This is a genomic window from Thiocapsa roseopersicina (genome assembly GCF_900106925.1).
In the GTDB taxonomy this organism is placed as follows: domain Bacteria; phylum Pseudomonadota; class Gammaproteobacteria; order Chromatiales; family Chromatiaceae; genus Thiocapsa; species Thiocapsa roseopersicina.
The window spans coordinates 196,548-221,425 of the sequence record NZ_FNNZ01000007.1 but is presented as its reverse complement, the minus strand read 5'-3'; the positions used below and the strand labels follow the sequence as shown (position 1 = coordinate 221,425).

Genomic DNA, 24,878 nt, shown 5'->3' with positions numbered 1-24,878 from the left:
GAGTATGTGCCCCTACGCCAGCTCGATCGGTTCTGGCAGCGCGTGCTGACCGAGGTCGAGGGTCCGGTGCTGGATCGCACCCGGCTGCGGATCGTTCCGGATACGCTGCGGCTGCAACCCGTGGAGCTGCATCCCAAGGTGTTGAGCGCGGTCATCGAGGCCTTGGCGCAAGGCCATGCGCTGGACATCACCTATCGCAACGCCGAAGACCTGTGCGCGCCGGTGCGCATCCATCCGCAGGCACTCCTTCAGCGCGGCCCGATCCCCTATCTGTTCGCGCTGAAGAACGACGAGGACGCGCCCGTGCGTCTCTATGCCCTGCACCGGATGGTGCGCGCGGAGGCCGCGAGCGACACGCCCGCGCGGGCCGCCGCGGGGTTCGACCTGGACCAGGCGATCGCGCGCGGTCAGGCGGATTTCGGTCAGGGCGAGCTGATCGATCTGGAGCTGCGGGTCCGCGGGTATCTGGCCACGGTGTTGGCCGCCTGCCCGCTCGTACCCAGGCAGTGCTTCGAGGACGAGCCGGAGGGTTCCGCGTTCGATCTGCGGGTGTCGGCGCGGGTGCCCTCCACGGGTCAGCTGCTGCGCTGGCTGCTCGGGGCGGGGGACAATCTGGAGGTGGTCTCCCCGCCGGACTTGCGTCATGTGGTGGCGGTGCAGGCGGGGAAGATGGCGTCGATTTATAGCGATCAGTCCGGAGAGCGCGACGTGGTTTGAAGGATCTGCCGTCGGCGCCTTGTTCCGGCCTCAGTGGCGCGGCGCGTCGTCCACGCCGAGACCTGCGTACCAAGGCAAGACGCTCGCGCACCGCAGCGACATCCACGCTGTGCGCCCCACGCTCTTCGAGCAGACGGATCGCTTGATCCGCAAGCGCGGCGCATTGCTCGGCGTCGAGGATCTGAAGCACGGCGGCGACCTCGTCGAGCGAGGCCGAGAGAACGGACGGGGCGAGCTGGTCCGGGCGGATGCCCTGCGGCAATGTGTCTGTAATTCGGTGCATCACCTGATCCGTAGCGAATCATCACCGCTGCGGGCTGGTGTTCAAGGCCGCCGCCGCTCAGGCGCTCGCCGCCAGCGTTTGCGCCAGGGTGTGGCATCTCCCGGCACACGATGTCCCAGAGAAAGCCGGCGAGTTCGCGGACGATGGCGACGCACACCAGTTTGGTGTTCTTGCCGGCGCGCGTCATGCTGCGATTGCGCCCGCGCAGGCGTACCTGTGTCTTCCAGGCGACGCCTTTGGCCTCCGGCGAGGCATTCACCGCTTTGGATTTGAGATGCTTGGTCTGGCGCGCCGGGTAGCGATAGCTCCATGCCGATTCGACCAGCATGCGCCGGGCATGGCTGTTGCCGGTAAGCGTGATCGCGCCTTGGCGTCGACGCCCGCCCATGGAGTGCTCGCTGGCCACCAGCCCGAGGAAGGCCATCAGCTGCTTCGGCGCCTCAAAGCGGCTGTATGGTCCAACTAACCGCAAATCCATGAGTAGGACCTGACGCAGCCGCGACGGCGGCTGCGTGTGTCCGCTTTTAGCTCAACGGACCGCGGCCGCCACTATACGTCCGCTGAGAATCGGCCACGTAGGGAGACGGCACTGAAACGAATCCAGGAATAGCCGCTCAATTCTCAGCAAATCTGGAAATAGCCGGCGGCGGGTTCCGATCCCGCCGTCTGCAAATCCAGGAATAGCGATTCGATCGTCAGCAGATCTGGAAATAGCCCGCGCCGATCTGATTTTAACTCCCGAAAATCTGAACGTATGGTTGTCCCTACGATGATCCCCTTCACCCGCAATCCGGCGCGCACGAGATCCCGACGCAAGGGCAGATCGGCAGCACCGCGGGTGTCCATGTTCAAGGCGAAGATCCAGGTCGCCTCGGGCCTCTCGGTCTCGACATACCCGACATACCAGCCGATCTGCGGGGTCGCACGCGCGGCCCAACCGGTCTTCGCGAACAGGCGGTGCTGCTCGGTGGTTTCGGCGAGCATGACCCGACGCAGGCCCGCGTAGCTGGATGCACGATACGGCAGGGTGCGCAGAATCACCCGACGCAGGAACTCAACCTGTTCCAGGGCACTGATGGTGAGGCTGCCGTCGAGCCAGAAGGCCACGGGGTCGAACGGCTCCGCCAGCGCGCCGTAGCCCGCGCGCTCGAGGTGGCTGCGGTAGCGCTCGGCGCCGATCTCTCGAGCCAAGGTCTGATAGCACCAGACGCACGAGGTCGCAAAGGCACTGGCGAGGGTGTGATCGCGATTCCAGTCGGGCATGTCGTGCATCTGCCCGTCCCAGGGGATCAGGGCATCGGGTCCGGCGACGACGCCCTCCTCCAGCGCGACGAGGGTGTTGAGGATCTTGAAGGTCGAGGCGGCCGGGAACCGTTGCGCAGCCCGCGGGGCGTTGTGCACATGCACCGAGTCGCCGGCGAGGTCGGCGATGACGAGGGTGCCCTCGACGCCGGCCGCGGCGAACAGCGCGGCGAGGTCGGCGTCCTCGGCATGGCCGGGTGCGGCGATGAAGAGCGCCGCGAGCAGCGCAAGGAGCCGTGGCATCGGGAGATCCAGGTTCGGGTGAGCAACGGCGCGAGCTTACACCGGCCGGGCGGCAACCACGCGATCCGGAATGGCCGGGGCGCGTGCCGGGTCTGCGGTGGCCGCGGGCGCCCGAACCGATATGCGATCCGGACCCTGCGCAGCGTTGCCCTGCCCTTGCCTTGACAGGCCTTTGGACGGTCCCTAGCCTGACGTCCCGTGCCGTCCGGCGCGACCCGTTTCGCCGAGGGACGCGCACCCGAGCTGGTCATGATGCCTCGCACGATGGGCAACCGACACCCACATCCACCCGACCCGGTAACCGCTATGAATCCCCGCCCGTCGCTGCTCGTGCTTTTCCTCCTGCTCCCGATCCTGCTGACCGGCGGCTGTACCGGCGTGCCGGAGGGCATCGAGCCGGTGCGGGGCTTCGACGCCGAGCGTTACCTCGGCACCTGGCACGAGATCGCCCGTCTGGACCATCGTTTCGAGCGCGGTCTGGAGCAGGTGACCGCGACCTACAGTCGGCGCGAGGATGGAGGTCTTGCCGTGCTCAACCGGGGTTACGAGCCGGCCAAGGACGTATGGAAAACAGCGGAGGGCCGCGCCTACTTCCTGTCCACTCCGGACGTTGCCAGCATGAAGGTCAGTTTCTTCGGCCCCTTCTACGGCGGCTATCACGTCTTCGCGCTGGACCCCGAGTACCGCTGGGCGATGATCTCGGGACCGACGCGGGAGTATTTGTGGATCCTGGCTCGGCAACCGCAATTACCGGCCGAGATCCTGGAGGATCTGATCGCCAAGGCAGAGGCGGCCGGCTTCGAGACCGGCGCGTTGATCTTCCCCCTGCCCAGCGTTGCACCGGGCACACCTGCCAGTCCCGAATGAGGATCGATGGAGGCGCTTCCCCGACCGCGGTAGGGTGCGCATCGTCATTCCAAACGCGAGTTGTGCCGGTCACCGGCGTCGTGTGTCATGGCCGGCGCGAGCGGGTTCAAAACCTGCGACGGTCGCCGTCCATGAGGGGCGCGCCAGCGCCCGTATGGTCGGTGGAATCGACATCCATTGTCTCGGGGGACACTGCACGATGATGCGAGCCAACCTCTTGCTTTTCCTCCTTCTCGCTGTCGGCGCGAGTCAGGCGCGAACCCAATTGGACCTGAATCGGAGCGCTTGCGCGGAGCTGGATGCGGCCGAATCAAACCGCGGGTCGTCGCCATACCGTACGCGATACGACCCCTCTCACGCGCACTGAAGCTCAAGAAACCCCAGCAACTCACTGACATGGTCCTCGATGCGATCGACCGAATCATGATCGGCGCCGTCGATCTCCAGCAAATGCACATGGGTTCCGGAGGATCGCGCGTGGATCAGCCGCGCATCCTCCACCGGAACTACGCGATCCGCTCGGCCGTGCACCAGCAACACCGGACAGGTGATGCGGGTGACCGTGTTCATCGGCGCAATGGTGTCGAAGCGGTGTCCGATCAGCCATTCCACGTAGCGGATGATCCCGTAGACGATCGGAGCCGGCAGGTGCAGGTGTCGCACCGATGCCTCGGTCACGCGGGCGGGGTGGGCGAACGCGGCGATACTGATCACGGCCGCGATGTCCGGGTTGCGCGATGCCTCGAACAGGGCAGCACCTGCCCCGACGGAGTGGCCGAGCACGGCGATACACTCGGCCCGTGCCGGGTGATGCCGCTTGAGCCAGGCGATGGCCATTCCGAGGTCCTCGGCAAATCGAGGCAAGGAGGAAAAGGTGTCGCCGTCGCTCCCGCCGTGATTGCGGGCATCGAAAAGCAGGACGTTGAAGCCGGCCTCTCGGAAGGGGATTGCGATGGGCAGCATCAGCTCGGCGTTGCCGCCCCAGCCGTGCAGGATGACGAGGGTGCGTGTCGAGTCGGCTGCCGGAAGCAGCCAGCCGAAGAGGGATCGGCATCGCACGGTCGGGATGCGAACCGCCTCGAAGTCGAGGCCGGAGTCCGCCGGCGTGCCGATTTCGCGGAGCCGGGGTGCGCGAAATCCCAGATGCACACCTGCCGGGATTGCGGCAGCAGCCAAAACGGCGAAGAGACTCAGGGTCGTGAGCATGTCGGTCGAGCTCCGATACGGCTTGGAAGACTGCGCCCGAACCGGCGTTCCCTGTATACCGACCTTGTCCGGTCGTCTTCAGCGCATAGCGTTCGGCTCTACGGAAGTGATGGCGTCGCCTGGCCTTTCCAAATGCTCAGGCCGCGATGACTCGTCTTTGACCCCGACCGACAAGATCCGGCGGTGTCGGGTGCAGGACCGTCGGTCTTGGCATAGACTGACTAAAACACACTCATGCCATCGAGCGCGCTGTGAAGGACTTGACCGACATCGGCCGCGCAGCCTCGATACGGAGATCTCCGATTCGTCGTGAGTGGCGCCCTGCTGATCTCGATCGCCAAGCTAGAGGGCGTTGCCTTCGTCGTCCGGACAGGAGCTCAACATGGTTCATGTCTCCCGCCCACGGCTTCAGGGTTTACTTGCCGCCGGCCTCTTCCTGATCCTTCTGCACTATGCGGCTCCCGGCTTCTCCGCCAAGTCGGGGCCGGCTTGGGAGGCTTGCCGCGATCGCGTGATCGCAAACCTCGAGGCGGCCGGTCTGCGGGATTTCGGCGATGTGAGCGCCTATACGGGTGCGACCGGTACCGGAGCGCTCCAAGCGGTGATCGATCAATGCGGTTATCGCTCCGAGCGCATCGGCCCCGCCTTTTGCGATGACCTCTACGAGCAGGTCTATGCGGCCTGCCGAGTGGATGGCTTCGAGGGCATGAGCATGGCCGCCACCTCTTGGGTTCTGATCTTTGATCCCGACGGCCCGCTCGTGGAGCGGTTGAGGAGGGTCTGCACGCAGTCGGCGACGATCGACCGGGCGAGGTTCGGGCGCCTGATCTGCGGCGAGTGAGGCCGCTGAATGCCCGGCAGCGGCTGCAGCGGCGACGCTGCCCGACGGCGAGGCGTGAATCGGACATCAGTCGGTCGGGCGTCGATTCGCCGGATCGTTGCGCCGGAGCGTCACACCGCCGGATCGTCAAACCGCAAATCGATCGCCGTTCAGCTCTCGCCGCGCATGACCCGACGCACCAGCGGAATGGTCGGCTGGCGTTGCTCGCGCAGGCTGACTTGGTCGATCCGCTCGATCAGGGCGACCAGCGAGCCGGGATCGCGGGCATAGTTGTTCATGATGTAGCGAGCGGTTTCCTGACCCATCCGCATACCCAGCTCCGTGGCGACCTCCGTGAGCAAGCGCTCGCAGTCCGGGTCGGCGAGCGGCAGCAGACAGTAGCGCGGCCCCCATTGCAGGCGCGAGCACAGATCCGCCAGACCAAGTCCCAGGGCGTCCGGGGCCGAGCTCCCCGCAATCAGAAGCGCGCATCCGCGCGCGCGCGCACGATTGAACAGATCGAACAAGGCGACCTCCCAGTCCGCCTTGCCGGCGATGGCCTGCACATCGTCGATCGCCAACAGATCGCGGGTTTCGAGGTCGTCGAAGATCGAGGGCATCAGCCCGGCCTCGCCGAGCGGGATGTACTGCGCCGTGCGTGCCCGTTTGATTGCAGCCTGACAGGCGCCCTGCAGCAGATGGGTCTTGCCGGTCGATGCGCCTCCGAAGAGAAACACATAAGGCTCGCCTGCCCCGGACACCAATGCCTCGACCGCGGCGAGCGCCTCTGCATTTGGCCCGGCGCGATAGTCCTCGAGCGTCGGCTCGCGGATCAGCGTGATCGGCAGATGCAGTTGCCCGGGATGGTCGGTCAAGGTTCCGCCTGCTCGGGGAGATGCGGGTCCGGCGCTTCAGCCCGGCCGGCGCGAGAGTGCCGCCGCGGTCTCGGCGAGCCGACGGCCCAAGGCCAAACACAGACGCTTTTCCTCGTCCGTGACCGGGAGTGCGCTGTCGGGTCCGGCCAGGTGGGAGGGGCCGTAGGGCGTGCCCCCGGAGCGGGTGTGAAGCAGGTCGGCCTCGGTGTAGGGGAGCCCCGTCAACAGCATCCCGTGGTGAAACAACGGGATCATCATGGTGAGCAGGGTGGCCTCTTGACCGCCGTGCAGACTGGATGTCGAAGTGAAGACGCCGGCAGGTTTTCCGGAAAGTCCTCCGGAGAGCCACAGACTACTGGTTCCGTCGAGGAAATATTTCATCGGGGCGGCCATATTTCCGAACCGCGTGGGGCTGCCGAGGGCAAGGCCGGCGCAGCCGCGCAGGTCGTCTTGATCGGCATAGGGTGCACCGGAGGGCGGGACGCTGTCCTCGGTCGCTTCGCAGACGGTCGACACGGCAGGAACCGTCCGCAGGCGCGCTACCATTCCGCCGGCCTCGACGCCGCGCCCGACATGATGAGCCATCTCGGCGGTGGCGCCGTAGCGACTGTAGTAGAGGACGAGGATGTAGCTCATGGACGAACGGTCTCCGAAAAGGGACGCCGGAATACGCGGATCCCGGATCGGACCGGCGCTCGGCGTGGTACTGGTGTCGTGGGTCGGGCATTAAACCGCGTCCAGAGTGAAATGCGTTATTTTCATTTCGTGTCGGGCTTAAGGGTTTTTCCGAACTTTGTGGTGACGAGGTTTAAAATCTAATATTTTTTAATACTTTAAACCGCGCCAGCACCGACAGTTGTTGGAGGTGGCGCGGCCAAGCCAATCCAACAAACGACGCATACCGCACCGGGCGCGGTTTAGTCTAAACCGCGTCGGCAGTGAAAGCCGATGTTTCGTCCGCCCGAGCCGCCGCATCCGACGTCGCGAGATCCGGGCATTGAACTGTAACGCCGAACTGGTGAGAATCAGCCGACACGGCCCGGACATTCGCCCGGTGCCCAGATACTGCGAAGAGGCATGACAAGAATGGCTCACCTGCTTTCGTGTGATGGTCGGCGACAGCTTCGACTGATGTTCATGCTGCTCGTGCTGTGCGCGACTGCGGTCGGCGCTGCGACCCGGGATCCGGCCCAGTATTTCTTCGACTCGACCTTCGGCGATTTCGCCGAAGAGCTCGAGACTGCGAGAGCCGAGGGCAAGAAGGGCGTCCTGCTGATGTTCGAGATGGACGAGTGTCCCTTTTGTCATCGCATGAAGACCACGGTGCTCAACCAGCCCGAGGTGCAGGACTATTTCAAAGAGCACTTCATGATCTTCCCGATCGATATCGAGGGCGATGTCGAGATCCATGATTTTACGGGCACGGCGATGGCGCAAAAGGATTTTGCTTTGAAGACGCATCGGGTGCGTGCGACCCCGGTGTTCGCCTTCTTCGACCTGGACGGCAACCTGGTCGCCAGGTACACGGGCGCGACCGGCGATGCGACCGAATTCATGTGGCTCGGGGAGTATGTCGTTCAGGAGCGCTACAAGGATGTCACCTTCCCGGCCTACAAGCGCGAGCGCCAAGCCGCCGCCAAGGGATAGACCGCGAGCCAAGACCGAATCCCGGCGACCTTCGGGGCGCGATCCGAGGAGCAGAGAATGGATGAGCATCAAAGCGAGCATCGCATCTGTTACCGCTGCCTCGTCGGCGGGCGGGTGCAGGGGGTGTTTTTCCGTGCGTCGGCCCGCGAGCAGGCGATGCGGCTGGGCGTGACCGGGTATGCGCGAAATCTCCCCGACGGCCGCGTGGAGCTGCTCATTTGCGGGGAGGCGAATGCCGTCGGCCATCTGCGCGACTGGTTGCGCACCGGTCCACCGGGTGCTGCCGTGACCGGGGTTGCTTGCGAGCCTTTGGGCTTTCAGCAGCATCCGAGCTTCGCTATCGACTGACGGGGCGTTCCCCGAGCGATGTCTCACAGGTGTCGGGCGCCTCAATAACCGCCCGCCGTTCGACTCGGGTGCTCCGGATAGCCGTCGAGACGGACGACTCTGGTCTCCAACGCGCCGTCGGCAAGGAGCGTAAGCTCTCGGTAGCCGGGGGCGTGGGTATCGATCGCGAAATCGGCTTGGCGCGGCGCGAACTGAACGCAGGTCGAGGGTGTTCCCAGGATGCGGCAACCCTGGATCCGATGCTCGAATTCCTGGTGGATGTGACCGCATACCAGGGCCTTGACTTGAGGGTGTCGGTCGCAGATCCCGAGGAGCTCGTCTCCGTCCTCGACCCGGAGCTTGTCCATCCATGCGCTGCGCACCGGGATCGGATGCTGATGCAGGAAGATGACGGCGGGCGAGGGGTCTGCCGCGACGGCATCGCGAAGCGCTGCGAGTCGAGCCGCGCCGATCCGCCCGCCTTCGCGTCCCGGCTCGGTGGAGTCGAGAAACACGAGATTCCAGCCGCCGAGCTCGCGCGCGGCGACCGGCCCGAGCGCTGCTGGTCCGAGCAGCTCGTCCATCAGCGGGCGCGAGTCGTGGTTGCCGGGGATGCAGTAGTAGGGCAGCCCGGTGCGATCGAGCAAGCGGCGAAGCGTACGATAGCCTTCGCGCGACTCGTCGTGGACGAGATCGCCCGTGAGCACCAAAGCGTCGGCCGGCGGCGAATGCGCGAGTGCGAGCTCCAACACCGCCTCGAAGCTGCGACGCGTGGTGACGTCGAGCAACTGCCCCTCGGGGTCGGCGAAGAGGTGCGGATCGGTCAACTGCAGAAGCGTCCGCCTTTGTGCGGTGCGCCCCGAACGGGTTTCCCCCGGGGCCTGAGAGGGAGCGATGTCGGGCGCGATGTCGAATGTCCTTAAGCCGGTGGACGCTGGCATAGTCTGCTCCTTGGTGATCAGCATAGGATATAGCAGGTGCACAGGGTCGCGTCGCCGCACCAGTTCACAGACTTGTCGAAGAGCGCCGTCGCCCATAAAAAGAGACGATCGCACCCATTGGAACAAACAATTTCTGAAACGGCTTGTAGGTGACTAAGGTCATCGGTGTAGGTTCAGCCAACCCCGTTCATTCCATCGTGAGGAGATCGACATGGAGCTCAAGGGCAGCAAAACCGAAGAGAGTTTGAAGGAAGCCTTCGCGGGCGAGTCTCAGGCCAATCGCCGCTACCTCTACTTCGCCGCCAAGGCCGATGTCGAGGGCTACAACGATGTCGCGGCGGTCTTCCGCTCCACCGCCGAGGGCGAGACCGGTCATGCACACGGCCACCTCGAGTATCTCGAAGCCGTCGGCGATCCGGCCACCGGTTTGCCGATCGGACCGACCGGCGACAATCTGCGCGCGGCCATCGCGGGCGAGACCCATGAGTACACGGATATGTACCCCGGCATGGCGAAGACCGCGCGCGACGAAGGATTCGACGAGGTCGCCGATTGGTTCGAGACGCTGGCCAAGGCCGAGCGCTCGCACGCCAACCGCTTCCAGAAGGCGCTCGACAACCTCGACGCCTAAACCGCGTCCCGAGCTAACAGGTCGATTCGTCGACACGCTCGACGGGCTGGATACCAAATGCCTCTGCGTCGGACGCGGTTTAAAGAAAAAGCGCTTTCGATGATTTGCGGAGACCGAGCGACCGGGAACTAAGGACATGTAGGGGCATGTAGGGGCGACTTGAGTCGCCCCTTCTCATTTTGCCGCGAGGCGCAGTGCGGATGCCGACGTTCGGAAATCGCCCCCGAGATTCGCAGGAGCTCCTCGGAGCGGCGTGTGCGTCGCAGCCTCACGCAGCTCCTCTCTCCGCCGTATAATCGCGCCTTGACCTCAAGCGCTCGAATCGCGCGAAGTCACGAGCTTCGCCGCCGAACCACGGCGCGCAAGGTCGATGCTTGACCTTACATGACGGAGCTCTCCCCACCTCAAACCTTTCTCATTCTTTAAACCGCGTCCGCTGCGACGCCTGTGAATGAATGCGACGCGGAGTTAGCGTGAGAAGAGTTTTTATCGCAACGGACGCGGTTTAAAGGCCCCGATGGAAAGACTGCTTGAATGGATCGGCGCGCGTCGACCCTGTCGTCTCATCGAAGGCGAGCGGGGCGAGCCCTACCTCGAACGCTACTACCTCCTCGGCGCCTTCGGCTGGCATCTCTACCTGCATCGCTTCGTCGATTCGGATCCGGATCGCGGCCTTCACGATCACCCCTGGGGACATGCCTTGAGCTTGGTGCTCTCGGGCGGCTATGACGAGATCCGCGGCCTCGACGGCGACTCAGAGCAGACCCGGGTGCGCTTCTGCGCTCCGGGGCGATTCAACAGGCTGCGCGGCTCGGATTATCACCGGGTGGTCTTGCGTGCGGGCGTGCCGGCTTGGACGCTTTTCCTGCATGGCCCGAGGATCAAAGGCTGGGGATTCCGTCGAGGCGGATCCGTCCAGGTCATGGCGAAGGACTGCAGCGAGTTTCGACATCGCGATTGGTGGAAGCATGCACCGACCGGTGCGCAAGTCCGCGCGACGGCGCGGAGCCGGTCTCGATGAGGGCTGTGGGACTATGCCGGCTTTGCGTTCCGGTGCTCGTCATCCTCATGGCGGGCCTCGCGGGATGTGGCGGCGCTCCTACAGGAGGCGGCAGCGATGAGCTGCCCGTCGGCTGTCTCGTCAAACCCGACCCCGGCCCCTGTCGTTCCAATCAGCTCGGGTTCTATTACGACTACCGAGACGATCGCTGCAAGGCTTTCACCTACGGCGGCTGCGCGGGTCGGGTGCCGTTCCCGACCCTGCAGCACTGTTTGGACTTCTGCGGGGCGAAGCGGTGAGGGTTTAAACCGCGTCCAGAGCGAGATGCTGATCTTCGAGTGAGTTCGACGTTTGTTGCATCCTCGGCCCTTAGTGGGGGCGCGGTTTAAAATTATATATTTTTTAATATCTTAAGCCGAGTCGGCCCCAGCGGTCGTCAAGTTTTCCGGTGCCGATCCCATCCAAAACATCCCATACCGCGTTTGGGTGCGGTTTAGGTGATTTCCGTGAAAGGATCGACCGGCGTGTCGGGGCGAATAAATTCGCCCCGACACGCCGTCCCGCATCAGCGCTTTTTCGGCGGCAGCAGGTCCGTGATCGAGCCGTGTGCCATCTCGGCGGCGAGCCCGATGGTCTCGTTCAGGGTCGGATGCGGATGGATGGTCAGACCGATGTCTTCCATGTCCGCACCCATCTCGAGCGCCAAAACGGTCTCGCCGATCAGCTCGCCGGCATTGGGGCCGACGATCCCAGCACCCAGGATGCGTTTGGTCTCGGGATCGAAGAGTAGCTTGGTCAGACCCTCGTCGCGATGGATGCCGAGTGCGCGGCCGCTCGCCGCCCAGGGGAAGACGCCCTTCTCGTAGGCGATGCCCTTGGCCTTGGCGTCGGTCTCCGTCAGGCCCATCCAGGCCACCTCGGGGTCGGTGTAGGCGACCGAGGGGATGGTCATGGGGTCGAAGAGTGCGGGCATCCCGGCGATGACCTCGGCCGCGACCTTGGCCTCGTGTGTCGCCTTGTGTGCGAGCATCGGCCCGCCGACCACGTCGCCGATGGCGAAGATGTTCGGCACGTTGGTGCGCATGTGGGCATCGACCTTGATGAATCCGTGCTGATCGACCTTCACCCCGGCGGCCTCGGCGTTGACGAGCTTGCCGTTCGGGCGCCGGCCGATGGCGACCAGCACCTTGTCGTAGACCTCCTCGCCCGGCTTTTTGCCCTCGAAGACGACCTTGATGCCTTCGGCCGTCGCGCTCATCTGCGCGACCTTGGTCTCGAGTCGGATGGTGCTGTAGCGTTTTTTGATGACCTTTTCGAGCGCGCGCACCAGATCGATGTCCGCCCCCGGCATCAACTGATCCTTCATCTCGACGACCTCGACTGTCGAGCCGAGCGCGCTGTAGACGCTCGCCATCTCGAGTCCGATGATGCCGCCGCCGACGATCAGGAGACGCGCGGGGATGTCCGCGATCTCGAGCGCATCGGTGGAGTCCATGACACGCGGGTCGTCGTGCGGGAAGCCCGGGATCTTCATGGGCGCCGAGCCGCAGGCGATGATGCAGTGGTCGAACAGGATCCGCACCGGACCGCCGGGTTGGGCCACGGCGATCCGATTGGGTGCCTCGAACCGGCCGGTGCCCTGGATCACCTCGACCCGGCGTTGTTTGGCCATGGCCGCGAGACCGCCGGTGAGCTTGGCGACCACCTGCTCTTTTCCGGCGCGCATCTTGTCGAGATCGATCTGCGGCTCGCCGAAGGTTACGCCCATGGTGCCGAGTGTCTTGACCTCTTCGAGGATGGCGGCGGTGTGCAGCAATGCCTTCGAGGGGATACAGCCGACGTTCAAGCAGACGCCGCCGAGGGTGTCGTAGCGCTCGATCAGGACGACCTTCTTGCCGAGGTCGGCGGCGCGAAAGGCGGCTGTGTAGCCGCCGGGGCCGGCGCCGAGCACCACGACCTGGGTGACGATCTCCTGTGCGGTGCCGGACGCCGCAGTGCCCCCCCGCGTTTCCGAGTCCGACGACGGGCGCTCGGCTCCCGTATCCGTGATCTCGAGCGTCAGGATGCGTGTGCCCTCCGAGATCCGATCTCCGACCGAGACCTCGACGGACCGAACGATCCCGGCACGCGGAGCCGGGATCTCCATGCTGGCCTTGTCGCTTTCGAGGGTAATCAGCGAAGCCTCTTCGATCACCGAGTCGCCCGGGGAGACCAAGACCTCGATGACCTCCACATCTTTGAAATCGCCGATGTCCGGGACCCTGATCTCGATGGTGTCGCCACTGGTGTCGTTCATGGTGTGCTTCTTCTCTTGGGGCCGCTGTGGCCGCGCGATGATGGGAGGATAGCGCCCAATCCTAGACGAAAGCAGGGCACGAGGCGAAGCCCTCGGCCCTATTCAGTGCATTGGGTGCGGGAGCGCGGGCTGCCGGGCTCGCGCTCCCGTGCCGATCAGAGCAGCACTTGTCGAAGATCGCCTAGCAGATCGCCGAGCAGGCTGGTGAAGCGCGCCCCGTCCGCCCCGTCGACCACGCGGTGATCGTAGGACAGCGACAGAGGCAGCATCAGGCGCGGCTCGAAGGTCTGCCCGTTCCAGAACGGCTTGGTCGCCGCGCGCGACACCCCGAGGATGGCGACCTCCGGGGAGTTGACGATCGGCGTGAAGGCGGTTCCGCCGATGCCGCCGAGGCTGGAGATGGTGAAGCAGCCGCCCTGCATGTCGCCGGGCAGCAGCTTGCCCGTGCGTGCCTTTTCGCCGAGCTCCGACAGCTCGGCGGCCAGGGCATAGATGCCCTTTTTGTCGACGTCGCGCACAACCGGGACAACCAGACCCTGCGGCGTATCGACCGCCACACCGATATGGGTGAAGTGCTTGAGCACCAGACCCTCGCCGTCCGCCGTCAACGATGCCTTGAGGATCGGCATCCGGCTCAGGGCGGTTGCGACAGCCTTGAGCAGGAAGGGCACGAAGGTCAGCTTGATGCCCTTCTCGGCGGCCGTTGCCTTTTGCGCGTTGCGGAAGGCCTCGAGCGAGGTGATGTCCGCTTCGTCGAATTGGGTCACGTGCGGAACGGACAACCAGCACCGATGCAGATGCCGGCCGCTGAGTTTCTTGATGCGCGATAGCTCGGCGACCTCGACCGGGCCGAACTTGGCGAAATCGATCTCAGGCGCGGCAGGCAGAGCGAAGGGCAGGGCGGCTCCGGCCGCGGTCGGGGCCCCCTGCGCGAGCGCCTGCTTGACGAAGCCCTGCACATCGTCCTTGAGCACGCGACCTTTCGGCCCCGACCCCTTGACGAAGGTCAGGTCCACGCCGAGCTCGCGGGCGAAGCGTCGCACCGCCGGGCTCGCATGTGCCTTGCGGCCCTTCGCGATGGCCGCCATGTCCTCGGGACGCGGCAGTACCGGGGCCGGACGTCGCTCGGACTCACCGGGCGCGCGCTTAGCGATCGAGGCCGGCCCGGGCGGTGCCTCGAGCTCCTCCGCCGTGCTTGCAGCCATCGGCTCGGAGGTTGCGCTCGGCTCGCCTCTGTCGGCTTCTGTGTCGGTGCGCAGGGTCAGGATCAGATCGCCCTGATTCAGGTTGTCCCCGACCTTGACGGCCAGCTCCTCGACGATGCCTGCGTTGGGCGAGGGGATCTCCATGGTCGCCTTCTCGCTCTCGAGCGTGAGAAGGGACTGGTCGACCTCGATGCGATCGCCGGGCGCGATCAGCACCTCGACCACCGGGATGTCCGCGAAATCGCCGATGTCCGGCAGGACCACCGAGATGGTCTGACCGGCGCTCGCCGGACGGGGAGGTGGTGCCTTCGGCGATTGAGTCGTTGTGGCAGCTGGCACCGCCGCACCGGATGCCGCGCGGGCGGCGCCCGATACGGCCGGCGCTTCTCCGGTTTGCGCCTCCCCGGACTGCATTCCCTCGGTTTCCAGCGTCATCAGGAGATCCCCCCGGCTGACCCGATCGCCGATCTTGATCTTCAGCTCTAGGATCACCCCCGCCAGCGGCGAGGGGATCTCGATGGTCGCCTTGTCGCTCTCCAGGCTGAGGATCGATTGCTCGGCTTCGATCCGGTCGCCCGGGGCGACGAGGATCTCGATCACCTCGACGTCCGAGAAGTCCCCGATGTCCGGCAGCAGAATGTCTTCGACGGTTGCCACGCTCTGTCCTCCCTAAACCGCGTCCGGGGCGATCACACCAGATCCCTGTGTTGCGCCGCTCGGTTCGACCCGAGCGCCTCGTCCCGGACGCGGTCCAGTCATCGATAGATAAATATCCTAAACCGCGTCGACCGAGCCCTTCTTTGGTTCTTAGTCGTTGGTCGACCCGCCGTATCACCGCATGGGATGACGGACGCGGTTTAGCACGGTTTAGCGCGGTTCAGATCGTCACCGGGTTGGGTTTTTCCGGGTCGATGCGGTATTTCCGAATCGCCTCGGAGACCGTCGCGGTCGGGATCTCGCCTTCGTCCGCCAATGCCTTCAGGGCGGCGACGACGATGTAGTAACGATTGACCTCGAAGAATTTCCGCAGCTGGCTGCGCATATCGCTCCGCCCGAAGCCGTCGGTCCCCAGCACCAGGTAATGTCGCGGAATGTAGGGGCGGATCTGGTCGGCGTAGGTCCGGACATAGTCGGTAGCGGCGATGATCGGGCCTTGGGTCCCGGCCAGCTGCTCCTCGACATAGGTGGTGCGTTGGGGCTGATCGGGGTGGAGCATGTTCCAGCGCTCCACATCGATGCCTTCGCGCCGCAGCTCGTTGAAGCTGGTGACGCTCCAGACATCGGCGCCGACATTGAAGTCCTTGGCGAGCAGCTCGGCCGCGGCCAAGACCTCGCGCAGGATGGTCCCGGCACCGAGCAGCTGCACGCGATGGGTGTGCTCCTCGCCTTGCTGGACCGGATACATGCCCTTGAGGATCCCGGCCTCGGCGCCCTCGGGCAACCCGGGCTGAACGTAGTTCTCGTTCATCGCCGTGACGTAGTAGAAGACGTTTTCCTTCTCCCGATACATCCGGCGCAAGCCGTCCTGGATGATGACGGCGAGCTCGTAGGCGTAGGCCGGGTCGTAGGCGACACAGTTCGGGATGGTCGCGGCGACCACCATGCTGTGGCCGTCCTGATGCTGCAGTCCCTCGCCGGCGAGTGTCGTGCGTCCGGCGGTGCCGCCGATCAGGAAGCCGCGGGCCTGCATGTCGCCCGCGGCCCAGGCCAGATCGCCGATGCGCTGGAACCCGAACATCGAGTAGTAGATGTAGAAGGGGATCATGCTCTGGCCGTGGTTCGCGTAGGCGGTGGCCGCCGCGATCCAGGACGACATGGCGCCCGCCTCGTTGATGCCTTCCTGCAGGATCTGACCCTTCTTGTCCTCGCGGTAGTACATCACCTGATCGGCATCGACCGGCTCGTAGAGCTGGCCGATCGAGGAATAGATACCGAGCTGGCGGAACATGCCCTCCATGCCGAAGGTGCGTGCCTCGTCCGGAACGATGGGGACCAAATACTTGCCGATTTCCTTGTCGCGCACCAGGATGGTGAGGATGCGCACCATCGCCATGGTGGTCGACATCTCCTTGTCGCCGCTGCCTTCCAGGAGCGGTTTGAAGGCATCCAGCTCGGGGATCGGCAGCACCGCGGCATCGTCGCGACGCAGCGGCAAGAAGCCGCCGAGCCGTTCGCGGACCTCGTGCATGTACTGCATCTCGGGGCTGTCCTGCGGCGGCTTGTAGAAGGGCGCGGCGCCGATCTGGTCGTCCGAGATCGGGATATTGAAGCGGTCGCGGAAGGCCTTCAGATGCGTCTCGCCCATCTTCTTCTGCGAGTGGGTGATGTTCATACCCTCGCCGGCCACGCCCATGCCGTAACCCTTCACGGTCTTGGCCAGGATCACCGTCGGCTTGCCGTTCATGCGCATGGCCGAGTCGTAGGCGGCATAGACCTTGGCCGGGTCATGGCCGCCGCGGTTCAGGCGCCATATGTCCTCGTCGGTCATGTTCGCGACCATCTCCTTGAGCTCGGGATACTTGCCGAAGAAGTGCTCGCGGGTGTAGGCGCCGCCCTTGGCCTTGTAGGCCTGGTAGTCGCCGTCGACACATTCCTCCATGCGCTTGACCAGCAGGCCCTGCTTGTCGCGTGCGAACAAGGGGTCCCAGTAGCTGCCCCAGACCACCTTGACGACGTTCCAGCCGGCGCCGCGGAAGACCGCTTCGAGCTCTTGGATGATCTTGCCGTTGCCACGCACCGGACCGTCGAGACGCTGCAGGTTGCAGTTGACCACGAAGACCAGGTTGTCGAGACGCTCGCGTGCCGCCAAGGAGATGGCGCCCAGCGATTCGGGCTCGTCCATCTCGCCGTCGCCCAAGAAGGCCCAGACCTTGCGCTCGCTCGTGTTGACCAGCCCGCGGTCGTTCAGATAGCGCATGAAGCGCGCCTGGTAGATGGCCATCAGCGGACCCAACCCCATCGAGACGGTCGGGAACTGCCAGAAGTTGGGCATCAACCAAGGGTGCGGATAGGAGGACAGTCCGTTGCCGTCGACCTCCTGGCGGAAGTTGTAGAGCTGCTCCTCGCTGATGCGTCCCTCCAGAAACGCGCGGGCATAGATGCCGGGCGCCGCGTGGCCCTGGAAGAAGATGAGATCGCCGCCGTGATCCTTGTCGCGCGCACGGAAGAAGTGGTTGTAGCCCACGTCGACCAGGGTCGCGGAGGAGGCGAAGCTCGAGATGTGACCCCCAAGCTCGGTCGAGAGCCGGTTGGCCTGCACCACCATCGCCATCGCGTTCCAGCGCACGAAGGAGCGGATACGTCGCTCCATCGCGCGATCGCCGGGGAAGCGCTCCTGCTGCTGAACCGGAATGGTGTTCACGTAGGCGGTGTTGGCGGTGAACGGGAGATAAGCCCCCGAGCGGCGCGCCTTGTCGATCAGACGCTCGAGCAAAAAGTGGGCGCGCTCGACGCCTTCGTTCTCGAGCACGGCCTCGAGCGAATCGAGCCATTCCTGTGTCTCTTGGGGATCGATATCGGGCTTGTTGGTCATGATGTTTCCCGGAAGCGGTCGAAGCGGTCGGCACGGGCAAAGCGCGGATTATATCAGCGCTTCAGGTTTGCAATGGTGAGAATTTAGGGGGTCAATGTATGGCTGGGCCGGGGGATAGCCGCCAGCCTCCGGCCTCCTGCCTCCAGCTCTTAACCTTTAACCTTTAACCTTTGGGGTCATGGTTCATTCGGGTAGAAATCGAAATCGAGGATCCGATCGATCGCGTAGGGGCACGTTTGGGGGAAGCGCTCTGGGCTCAACAGGGTCTCGCGCGCGGCGATGTCCACGGCGTCGGGGTAGGCATCCTCGACGGCCTCCGGCACGTAAGGCTTCACGCTGGGGCTTGACTGGATCTGACGCTGAATCTGCTTGCGCTGCTCGATGATGCTGCTACGCCAGCTCGTGCTTCGGTAGGCCGGCTGAAACTGCCACTTCAACAGGTGGGCCAGCAGGACGACCAGGCGGTTCGCGATCTCGTTGCGCTCTTTCTTACCCATGCTGTCCAGCTCCTCCGCCAGGTCGTCCGTGTTCACCTCGTCGAAGCGATGCTGGCGGATCAATTCCGCAGCCTTCAGCGTCCAGGCGTGGAAATCGGTCTTGTAGAGATCGGAAAGTGCGCTCATCGCGGTGGCCTCAGGTCTCGGGTGGCCGTTCGGCACGGCGGAAGCCGTGTCCGAACTCGGGGGCGTAGAGTCGGGACATCTCGATGTCGGTGCGCGCGCGTGCACCGAGAGCCGGGCTTGCGAGGATCATGGCCTGGCGGTCGATCCCGGCCGCGCGGCACTGCTCGGCGATGTCGGAGAGGGTTCCGCGCAGGACGCGCTCCTCGCCCGGCCAGGTCGCCTTCTCCACGACGACCATGGGGGCGGAGTTCGGCCAGCCCGCGCGACGCAGGGCGTCGATGACCGCATCGATGTGGGCGATCGAGAGAAAGATGCAGAGCGAGCAATGATGGTGTGCCAGCGCATCGAGCGACTCGCGCTCGGGCATCGGCGTGCGTCCCTCGATGCGGGTGAGGATGACGGTTTGGGTTATCTCCGGAAGGGTCAGTGTCTCGCCCGCAGCCGCTGCCGAGGCCATCGCCGAGGAGACGCCGGGCACGATGCCGACCGGGATCCCGGCGCGGTCCAGTGGACCTGCCATCTCGGCCAGTGCTCCGTAGAGCGCCGGGTCGCCGGTCTGAAGACGGACGACCGTCTCGTGGCGCTGCGCCCGATCCATCAGCCAGCCGGTGATTTCGCCAAGATCCATGCCTTTGGAGTCGGCGATGTCGCAGCCGGGCGACGCCCATTGCAGGGCGGCCCGGGAGACGAGCGATCCGGCATAGAGGACGGCCCCGGCATCGCCCAGCAGACGACTGCCGCGGACCGTGATCAGATCGGCCGCACCCGGACCGGCACCGACGAACCAAACCTTACCCATACTGAACCTCACCCATAAGACTGTGCTCGCTGTCGACCCACGGTGAGTTGCATCGGCGAAGTCGCTTCCAGCATGATGCCTCGAACCGACAGCATAGATGGCCGGTCGATCGGCGCGCAATGCGTCCGGCCGCGCCCGGTCCTCGTCTTCAACACGGCCGCATCGACTCTCGAGCCATGACCCTTGCCCGAACCTGTCCCGCGCTGTTTCTCGCCGCTCCCGCATCCGGTCAGGGCAAGACGACGTTGGTCGCCGCACTGGCGCGCCATCATCGCAACCAAGGGCGGCGGGTGCGGGTCTTCAAGACCGGACCGGATTTCCTGGACCCCATGGTCCTCGGACGCGCCGCCGGGACGCAGGCCGAGTCTCTCGACCTCTGGATGGTCGGCGAGGCAGACTCGAGGCGCAAGCTCTATGCGGCCGCCGGCGCGGCGGATCTCATCCTGATCGAAGGGGCGATGGGGCTCTTCGACGGCACCCCTTCCGGGGCCGATCTCGCGCAGACCTTCGGTGTCCCGGTGGCGGTCCTGATCGACGCCGGCGGTATGGGCCAAACCTTCGGCGCGCTCGCGCTCGGCCTGGCCCGCTATCGGTCGAGCCTCCCGTTCGCAGGCGTCATCGCCAATCGGGTTGCCGGTGCGCGTCATGCCCAGATGCTGGCGGCCGGCATGCCGGACGGCATTCCCTTTCTCGGCGCGTTGCCACGGGTGGAAAAGGCCACGCTGCCCAGTCGACATCTGGGCCTCGTCCAGGCCGGGGAGATCGCCGACCTGGATGGGCGTCTCGACGCCGCGGCGCAGGTGATCGCCGACAGCGCCTTGGCCCGGCTGCCCGATCCGGTTCGTTTTGAACCACCCGCCGAGGTCGCCGTGGCCCCGCCGCCTTTGCTGGCCGGGCGCAGGATCGCCGTTGCCCGCGATGCCGCCTTCAGCTTCATCTATCCCGAGAACCTGGACCTGCTCCGCGCGATGGGTGCCGAGCTGGTCGAGTTCTCCCCGCTCGCCGACACCGCCGTGGTCGCCGACGCCATCTACCTGCCCGGCGGATACCCCGAGCTGCATCTGAAGCGGCTGGAGGGCAATCGCGCGATTAAGGCATCCATTCAGGGGCATGCGAACGCCGGTCGGCCGATCTATGCCGAATGCGGCGGTATGCTCTATCTACTTGAGTCACTGCTCGATCGCGACGGCGAGCGCGGCGCCATGGTCGGTCTGCTGCCGGGGGAAGGTCGTCTGATGCCGCGTCTGGTCGGGTTGGGCCTCGAATCGATCGCGCTGCCCGGGGGCGAAGCGCGCGGGCACAGCTTTCATCATTCAGCCCTGAAGAGTCCGATGACGCCGACCTGCACCGGACGACGCCGTTCCGACGGACAGCCGGGCGAGCCCTTTTATCGGCTCGGTCCGGTGCGGGCGAGCTACCTGCATCTCTATTTTCCGTCCGCCCCGGAGGCGGTGGCGGCGTTGTTTGGGCCTTGAGCACCTGTTCCACCCTGTTTCTGGGCGAGATCGCGAAGTCGCTCCAGGCGTCGGGGTTGCCGGGGAATCGCCGATCCGTCTTTGCAGGGATCAGGGTCCTGTGCTATAGGATTTGAATAGGGTCGTCCTCTTGGATTCTTTTGCTGTCTCCCCGACTCGGTGCGCAGACACGATGAGTGACCTCGACCTCGATATCCTCCTCCAGCCGATCTCTGCCGAATCTCCGGTAGGGGATGATCTCGAATACGATTCGGACTTCCTCGCCATGGTTCAGGCGGCCGCAGGCACGCCCGAGCGTCGCATGGGCGACAGCCTCGTCCCCGCGGAGGAGCCGGATTGGCGCCATGTGCATACCTTGGCCGTCGCTCTGCTAAAGCGATCCAAGGATTTGCGCCCAGCCGTATTCCTGGCGCGGGCATTGCTGCAAACACGTGGTCTTCCGGGATTGAGTGACGGGCTCGGGGTATTGACCGGATTGGTCAGTGGGTTTTGGGATGATCTTCATCCCCGGCTCGATCCCGAGGAGGACATGGATCCGGGCGCCCGGGTCAATGTGCTTCTCGATCTGTGCGGACACGGCACCCTCCTCATGCCGTTGAGAACGACCCCGCTGATTCGCTCTCGGGTCTTCGGTCACGTGACCTATCGAGACATCGAGATTGCCGAGGGCAAGGCGGCCGCACCCGGCGATGCACAGCCACGCGACAGCGCGGCCATTGCCGGGGCCTTCCAGGATTGCGACTTGGAGGAGCTGAGCTCGGCCGCGCTTGGTGCGAATGCCGCGCTTGCCGGGGCGCGCGCGCTGAGCGATGCCCTTGCTACCCATGTCTCCGCGGATCTCATGCCCGACCTCTCGCCGTTGACGGACCTACTCGGCGCAATGCAGGGGGTCTTGCAGGTGCGCCTCGATGAGCGCCGGCCCGCGTCGGTGACCGGGGTGCGGAGCGACCCGGACGCCGGACCGGGCGGGGAGAGACCGCCGCCATCGACCGCGGGTCATCCCGGAGTCGGCATCCATTCGCGCGAGGATGTCGTCCGGTCCCTGGACCGAATCTGCGACTACTACCTGCGCTTCGAGCCATCGAGCCCCGTTCCCTTGTTGTTGAAGCGTGCTCGACGGCTCGTGACCGGTAGCTTCGTCGACATCGTGCGCGATCTTGCCCCGGATGCATTACCCCAGATTCAGAAGGTGTGCGGGATCGACGACAAGGGCTGAAACCTGGCCTGCGGCCACATGCTGTTGACCCGAAGCCGCGGACCCTTCCAGAGCGAGGAGACTCTCAGTGGCGAAAGAAAGCAGTCAGAAGTTCATCGCCCGCAATCGGGCACCGCGGGTGCAGATCGAGTACGACGTCGAGCTCTACGGCGCCGAAAAGACCATCCAGCTGCCCTTCGTGATGGGCGTTCTCGCGGATCTCTCGGGCAAGCCCGTCGACGCCCTGCCTCCGGTCGCCGATCGCAAGATGCTCGAGATCGACGTCGACAATTTCGATGATCGATTGAAGGCGATGAAGCCGCGCGTGGCCTTCCAGGTGCCCAACACACTGACCGGGGAGGGCAACCTGAACGTGGAGCTGACCTTCGAGAGCATGGACGACTTCTCGCCGGCGGCGGTCGCGCGCAAGGTCGACGCCTTGAACAACCTGCTGACCGCGCGCTCGCAGCTCGCCAACCTCCTGACCTATATGGACGGCAAGAGCGGTGCCGAGGAGTTGATCGCCAAGGTGCTCCAAGACCCGACCCTATTGCAGGCCCTTGCCGCCGCGCCGAAGCCGGCGGATGCGCAGTCTCAGGCGGAGGAGAAATAAGATGGCCGAGACCGAGACCCAACCTCTGGCCCGGGAGAGCGCGACGGCCGAACCGATCGAGGCCGGTGCCTTTACCTCGCTGCTGCAGAAGGAATTCAAGCCCCGCTCCGACCGTGCCCGCGAGGCGGTGGAGGGTGCGGTACAGACCCTCGCGGCGCAGGCGCTGGAGCAGACCGCGCTCATCTCCGACGATGCCGTGCGCACCATCGAGTCGATCATTGCCGAGATCGATCGAAAGCTGACCGAGCAGGTCAATCTGATTCTGCATCACGCTGATTTCCAGGCGCTCGAAGGCAGCTGGCGCGGTCTGCATCATCTCGTGAACAACACCGAAACGGACGAGATGCTCAAGATCCGGGTCATGAACATCTCGAAAAAGGAGCTGCACAAGTCCTTGAAGAAATTCAAGGGAACGGCCTGGGACCAAAGCCCGATCTTCAAGAAGATCTATACCGAGGAATACAGCATGTTCGGCGGGGAGCCGTTCGGCTGTATCGTCGGGGACTATTATTTCGATCACAGCCCGCCGGATGTCGAGCTTCTCGGCCAAATGGCCCAGATCTCCGCAGCCGCGCATACCCCCTTCATCGCGGGGGCGGACGCGGGGATCATGCAGATGGAGTCCTGGCAGGAGCTGAGCAATCCGCGCGATCTGACCAAGATCTTCCAAACGCCCGAATATGCCGCCTGGAAATCGCTGCGCGAGTCCGAGGATTCACGCTATATCGGGTTGGCCATGCCGCGCTTCCTGGCCCGCTTGCCCTACGGGGCGAAGACCGATCCGGTCGAGGAATTCGACTTCGAGGAAGACACCGGCTTGGGCGACCACAGCCGCTACACCTGGTCGAACTCCGCCTATGCGATGGCCGTCAACATCAATCGGGCCTTCAAGCTCTACGGGTGGTGCTCGCGCATCCGCGGCGTGGAGTCCGGCGGCGCCGTCGAAGGGCTACCCGTTCACACCTTCCCGACCGACGACGGCGGTGTGGATATGAAGTGTCCGACCGAGATCGCCATCGACGACCGGCGCGAGGCGGAGCTGGCGAAGAACGGTTTCATGCCCCTCATGCACAAGAAAAATACCGACTTCGCGGCCTTCATCGGCGCCCAGTCGCTGCAAAAACCCTTCGAGTACGACGACCCGGATGCGACCGCCAACGCCAATCTGTCGGCTCGTCTGCCGTATCTCTTTGCCGTCTGCCGGTTTGCGCATTATCTGAAGGCGATCGTGCGCGACAAGATTGGGTCGTTTAAGGAGCGCGACGACATGGAGAAGTGGCTCAACAAATGGATCAACAAGTACGTCGAGCCCAATCCGGCCAACGCCTCGGAGGTCGACAAGGCCCGTAAACCGCTGGCGGCCGCGCAGGTCGTCGTCACGGAGGTCGAAGGCAATCCGGGGTATTACAACTCGGTCTTTTATCTGAGACCGCACTATCAGCTCGAAGGCCTGACCGTCTCTCTGCGGTTGGTTTCGAAGCTACCTTCGCAGAAGACTTAAACCGCGTCTCCGCTAAGGGTCGGGGATGCACAAAACGTCGAGCTCACTCGAAAATGAGCATCTCGCTCCGGGCGCGGTTCAGTATCGATTTCGTTTGTTAGGGTACACGCAGGTCCGTCAGGGAATCGGCGACTCCACAAGCCGATGCGATGGTAGAAGACGTCGGCAAACAACATTCCTACTTTAGCAGCGAGGAGGTTTGTCATGGCCGTTGATATGTTCCTGAAGATCGAAGGCATCGATGGCGAAAGCAGCGACGATGCCCATAGCAAGTGGATCGAGATCCTGAGCTTCAGTCACGGTGTCTCGCAGCCCGTCTCGGGTGCCAGTGCCACCGGCGGACGCACCGGGGGCCGTGCCGATTTCCAGAATCTCGCCGTGACAAAGACCATCGACAATGCCACGCCGGATCTCAACATCAAGTGCGCGAAGGGCGAGCACATCCCGAAGGTCGAGCTTGAACTCTGCCTGGCCACCGGCGACAAACACACGTTCATGAAGTACACGCTCGAAGACTGCATCGTCACCTCCGTGTCGCCGGGCGGGAGTCGCGGCGACGAGATCAAGCCCCTCGAGCAGGTCACCTTCGCCTACGGCAAGATCAAGTGGGAGTACACGCCGATCGACCATGCCGGCAAGGCGGGTTCGGCGACCGACCGAACTTGGAATCTGGAGACCAACAAGCAGGATTAAATCGCGCCCGGCGCGGTATGCGATGTTTTTGGATGGGAATGGCCCGGTCAGGCTTGACGACCGTTGGAGTCGGCGCGGTTTAAGATA

The 24,878-nt window shown here is 64.5% G+C and carries 23 protein-coding genes and 1 pseudogene; 13 read left to right on the top strand and 11 right to left on the bottom strand.

Annotated elements, in window-relative coordinates; genetic code table 11:
* Positions 1-717, top strand: a 717-nt coding sequence (locus tag BLV04_RS10015) for a helix-turn-helix transcriptional regulator (RefSeq protein WP_093030884.1), incomplete at its 5' end; no start/stop codon positions are given.
* Here the strand turns inward: BLV04_RS10015 and BLV04_RS10010 are convergent.
* The gene (locus tag BLV04_RS10010) at positions 690-1,478 is read right to left on the bottom strand and encodes a transposase (protein ID WP_093030807.1); all 789 of its coding nucleotides are present in this window, start codon (positions 1,476-1,478) and stop codon (positions 690-692) included. The genes BLV04_RS10015 and BLV04_RS10010 overlap by 28 nt on opposite strands.
* Positions 1,479-1,774: 296 nt before the next feature.
* A pseudogene (gene blaOXA / locus BLV04_RS10005) lies at positions 1,775-2,545 on the bottom strand (class D beta-lactamase); the annotation flags it as partial.
* Positions 2,546-2,851: 306 nt separating this feature from the next.
* On the opposite strand from blaOXA, the gene BLV04_RS10000 reads away from it, so the two are divergent.
* Positions 2,852-3,412 (top strand): lipocalin family protein, encoded by a 561-nt coding sequence (locus tag BLV04_RS10000; protein ID WP_093030801.1) that lies wholly within the window; start codon positions 2,852-2,854, stop codon positions 3,410-3,412.
* A 354-nt stretch (positions 3,413-3,766) separates the two neighbouring features.
* On the opposite strand, the gene BLV04_RS09995 is transcribed toward BLV04_RS10000, so the two are convergent.
* Positions 3,767-4,618: an alpha/beta hydrolase gene (locus BLV04_RS09995; RefSeq protein ID WP_093030798.1), complete on the bottom strand. Its 852-nt coding sequence runs from the start codon at positions 4,616-4,618 to the stop codon at positions 3,767-3,769.
* Between the two features lie 382 nt (positions 4,619-5,000).
* On the opposite strand from BLV04_RS09995, the gene BLV04_RS09990 reads away from it, so the two are divergent.
* Positions 5,001-5,459 carry a hypothetical protein gene (locus BLV04_RS09990; RefSeq protein WP_093030795.1) on the top strand — a complete coding sequence of 153 codons (459 nt, stop codon included), beginning with the start codon at positions 5,001-5,003 and terminating at the stop codon, positions 5,457-5,459.
* A gap of 149 nt (positions 5,460-5,608) precedes the next feature.
* On the opposite strand, the gene hda is transcribed toward BLV04_RS09990, so the two are convergent.
* Together hda and wrbA are read right to left on the bottom strand one after the other, a co-directional pair.
* On the bottom strand, positions 5,609-6,313 hold the full coding sequence (gene hda / locus BLV04_RS09985) for a DnaA regulatory inactivator Hda (protein WP_093030792.1): 705 nt from the start codon (positions 6,311-6,313) through the stop codon (positions 5,609-5,611).
* 36 nt (positions 6,314-6,349) lie between these two features.
* Positions 6,350-6,949: an NAD(P)H:quinone oxidoreductase gene (gene wrbA, locus BLV04_RS09980; protein ID WP_093030790.1), complete on the bottom strand. Its 600-nt coding sequence runs from the start codon at positions 6,947-6,949 to the stop codon at positions 6,350-6,352.
* A 501-nt stretch (positions 6,950-7,450) separates the two neighbouring features.
* On the opposite strand from wrbA, the gene BLV04_RS09975 reads away from it, so the two are divergent.
* The gene (locus BLV04_RS09975; protein WP_245731826.1) at positions 7,451-7,960 is read left to right on the top strand and encodes a thioredoxin family protein; all 510 of its coding nucleotides are present in this window, start codon (positions 7,451-7,453) and stop codon (positions 7,958-7,960) included.
* A gap of 57 nt (positions 7,961-8,017) precedes the next feature.
* Positions 8,018-8,308 (top strand): acylphosphatase, encoded by a 291-nt coding sequence (locus BLV04_RS09970; protein WP_093030784.1) that lies wholly within the window; start codon positions 8,018-8,020, stop codon positions 8,306-8,308.
* 41 nt (positions 8,309-8,349) lie between these two features.
* Here BLV04_RS09970 and cpdA read toward each other — a convergent pair whose 3' ends face one another.
* The gene (cpdA, locus tag BLV04_RS09965) at positions 8,350-9,228 is read right to left on the bottom strand and encodes a 3',5'-cyclic-AMP phosphodiesterase (protein ID WP_093030881.1); all 879 of its coding nucleotides are present in this window, start codon (positions 9,226-9,228) and stop codon (positions 8,350-8,352) included.
* 211 nt (positions 9,229-9,439) lie between these two features.
* On the opposite strand from cpdA, the gene BLV04_RS09960 reads away from it, so the two are divergent.
* From BLV04_RS09960 to BLV04_RS09950, 3 genes are all read left to right on the top strand, one after another.
* Entirely contained in the window at positions 9,440-9,859 is a 420-nt protein-coding gene (locus tag BLV04_RS09960) for a rubrerythrin family protein (RefSeq protein WP_093030780.1), read from the top strand.
* A gap of 517 nt (positions 9,860-10,376) precedes the next feature.
* Positions 10,377-10,880: a hypothetical protein gene (locus BLV04_RS09955; protein WP_093030777.1), complete on the top strand. Its 504-nt coding sequence runs from the start codon at positions 10,377-10,379 to the stop codon at positions 10,878-10,880.
* Positions 10,877-11,158: a BPTI/Kunitz domain-containing protein gene (locus BLV04_RS09950; RefSeq protein WP_093030774.1), complete on the top strand. Its 282-nt coding sequence runs from the start codon at positions 10,877-10,879 to the stop codon at positions 11,156-11,158. Before BLV04_RS09955 ends, BLV04_RS09950 begins: the two co-directional genes overlap by 4 nt.
* A gap of 266 nt (positions 11,159-11,424) precedes the next feature.
* Here the strand turns inward: BLV04_RS09950 and lpdA are convergent, their stop codons facing one another.
* The 5 genes from lpdA to cobM form a co-directional block, all read right to left on the bottom strand.
* A complete protein-coding gene (lpdA, locus tag BLV04_RS09945; protein WP_093030771.1) occupies positions 11,425-13,155 on the bottom strand; it encodes a dihydrolipoyl dehydrogenase in 1,731 nt (576 codons plus the stop codon).
* A gap of 155 nt (positions 13,156-13,310) precedes the next feature.
* Positions 13,311-15,017, bottom strand: coding sequence for a dihydrolipoyllysine-residue acetyltransferase (gene aceF / locus BLV04_RS09940; protein WP_093030768.1), 1,707 nt, complete (start codon positions 15,015-15,017; stop codon positions 13,311-13,313).
* 220 nt (positions 15,018-15,237) lie between these two features.
* Entirely contained in the window at positions 15,238-17,892 is a 2,655-nt protein-coding gene (aceE, locus tag BLV04_RS09935) for a pyruvate dehydrogenase (acetyl-transferring), homodimeric type (protein WP_093030765.1), read from the bottom strand.
* A gap of 176 nt (positions 17,893-18,068) precedes the next feature.
* Positions 18,069-18,515: a DUF29 domain-containing protein gene (locus BLV04_RS09930; protein WP_093030762.1), complete on the bottom strand. Its 447-nt coding sequence runs from the start codon at positions 18,513-18,515 to the stop codon at positions 18,069-18,071.
* 10 nt (positions 18,516-18,525) lie between these two features.
* Positions 18,526-19,314, bottom strand: coding sequence for a precorrin-4 C(11)-methyltransferase (gene cobM / locus BLV04_RS09925; RefSeq protein ID WP_093030759.1), 789 nt, complete (start codon positions 19,312-19,314; stop codon positions 18,526-18,528).
* A 176-nt stretch (positions 19,315-19,490) separates the two neighbouring features.
* Here cobM and BLV04_RS09920 point away from each other — a divergent pair, with 176 nt between their 5' ends.
* The 5 genes from BLV04_RS09920 to BLV04_RS09900 all read left to right on the top strand — a co-directional run bounded on the left by BLV04_RS09920 (position 19,491) and on the right by BLV04_RS09900 (position 24,791).
* Entirely contained in the window at positions 19,491-20,789 is a 1,299-nt protein-coding gene (locus BLV04_RS09920; RefSeq protein WP_093030878.1) for a cobyrinic acid a,c-diamide synthase CobB, read from the top strand.
* 172 nt (positions 20,790-20,961) lie between these two features.
* Positions 20,962-22,005 (top strand): type VI secretion system protein TssA, encoded by a 1,044-nt coding sequence (gene tssA / locus BLV04_RS09915; RefSeq protein WP_093030756.1) that lies wholly within the window; start codon positions 20,962-20,964, stop codon positions 22,003-22,005.
* 67 nt (positions 22,006-22,072) lie between these two features.
* Positions 22,073-22,597, top strand: coding sequence for a type VI secretion system contractile sheath small subunit (gene tssB / locus BLV04_RS09910; RefSeq protein WP_093030753.1), 525 nt, complete (start codon positions 22,073-22,075; stop codon positions 22,595-22,597).
* A 1-nt stretch (position 22,598) separates the two neighbouring features.
* Positions 22,599-24,098, top strand: coding sequence for a type VI secretion system contractile sheath large subunit (gene tssC / locus BLV04_RS09905; RefSeq protein WP_093030750.1), 1,500 nt, complete (start codon positions 22,599-22,601; stop codon positions 24,096-24,098).
* A 204-nt stretch (positions 24,099-24,302) separates the two neighbouring features.
* On the top strand, positions 24,303-24,791 hold the full coding sequence (locus BLV04_RS09900) for an Hcp family type VI secretion system effector (protein ID WP_093030747.1): 489 nt from the start codon (positions 24,303-24,305) through the stop codon (positions 24,789-24,791).
* The last annotated feature ends 87 nt before the right edge of the window (positions 24,792-24,878 follow it).

What these genes read in the sequence shown, in the direction of transcription:
- BLV04_RS09960 (WP_093030780.1), top strand. Translation starts at nt 9,440, where the DNA reads ATGGAGCTCAAGGGCAGCAAAACCGAAGAGAGTTTGAAGGAAGCCTTC.
- tssA (WP_093030756.1), top strand. Translation starts at nt 20,962, where the DNA reads ATGAGTGACCTCGACCTCGATATCCTCCTCCAGCCGATCTCTGCCGAA.
- BLV04_RS09955 (WP_093030777.1), top strand. Translation starts at nt 10,377, where the DNA reads ATGGAAAGACTGCTTGAATGGATCGGCGCGCGTCGACCCTGTCGTCTC.
- BLV04_RS09970 (WP_093030784.1), top strand. Translation starts at nt 8,018, where the DNA reads ATGGATGAGCATCAAAGCGAGCATCGCATCTGTTACCGCTGCCTCGTC.
- tssC (WP_093030750.1), top strand. Translation starts at nt 22,599, where the DNA reads ATGGCCGAGACCGAGACCCAACCTCTGGCCCGGGAGAGCGCGACGGCC.
- BLV04_RS10000 (WP_093030801.1), top strand. Translation starts at nt 2,852, where the DNA reads ATGAATCCCCGCCCGTCGCTGCTCGTGCTTTTCCTCCTGCTCCCGATC.
- BLV04_RS10010 (WP_093030807.1), bottom strand. Translation starts at nt 1,478, where the DNA reads ATGGATTTGCGGTTAGTTGGACCATACAGCCGCTTTGAGGCGCCGAAG.
- BLV04_RS09900 (WP_093030747.1), top strand. Translation starts at nt 24,303, where the DNA reads ATGGCCGTTGATATGTTCCTGAAGATCGAAGGCATCGATGGCGAAAGC.
- aceE (WP_093030765.1), bottom strand. Translation starts at nt 17,892, where the DNA reads ATGACCAACAAGCCCGATATCGATCCCCAAGAGACACAGGAATGGCTC.
- lpdA (WP_093030771.1), bottom strand. Translation starts at nt 13,155, where the DNA reads ATGAACGACACCAGTGGCGACACCATCGAGATCAGGGTCCCGGACATC.
- BLV04_RS09920 (WP_093030878.1), top strand. Translation starts at nt 19,491, where the DNA reads ATGACCCTTGCCCGAACCTGTCCCGCGCTGTTTCTCGCCGCTCCCGCA.
- cpdA (WP_093030881.1), bottom strand. Translation starts at nt 9,228, where the DNA reads ATGCCAGCGTCCACCGGCTTAAGGACATTCGACATCGCGCCCGACATC.
- BLV04_RS09995 (WP_093030798.1), bottom strand. Translation starts at nt 4,618, where the DNA reads ATGCTCACGACCCTGAGTCTCTTCGCCGTTTTGGCTGCTGCCGCAATC.
- BLV04_RS09950 (WP_093030774.1), top strand. Translation starts at nt 10,877, where the DNA reads ATGAGGGCTGTGGGACTATGCCGGCTTTGCGTTCCGGTGCTCGTCATC.
- BLV04_RS09975 (WP_245731826.1), top strand. Translation starts at nt 7,451, where the DNA reads ATGCTGCTCGTGCTGTGCGCGACTGCGGTCGGCGCTGCGACCCGGGAT.
- wrbA (WP_093030790.1), bottom strand. Translation starts at nt 6,949, where the DNA reads ATGAGCTACATCCTCGTCCTCTACTACAGTCGCTACGGCGCCACCGCC.
- BLV04_RS09990 (WP_093030795.1), top strand. Translation starts at nt 5,001, where the DNA reads ATGGTTCATGTCTCCCGCCCACGGCTTCAGGGTTTACTTGCCGCCGGC.
- BLV04_RS09930 (WP_093030762.1), bottom strand. Translation starts at nt 18,515, where the DNA reads ATGAGCGCACTTTCCGATCTCTACAAGACCGATTTCCACGCCTGGACG.
- cobM (WP_093030759.1), bottom strand. Translation starts at nt 19,314, where the DNA reads ATGGGTAAGGTTTGGTTCGTCGGTGCCGGTCCGGGTGCGGCCGATCTG.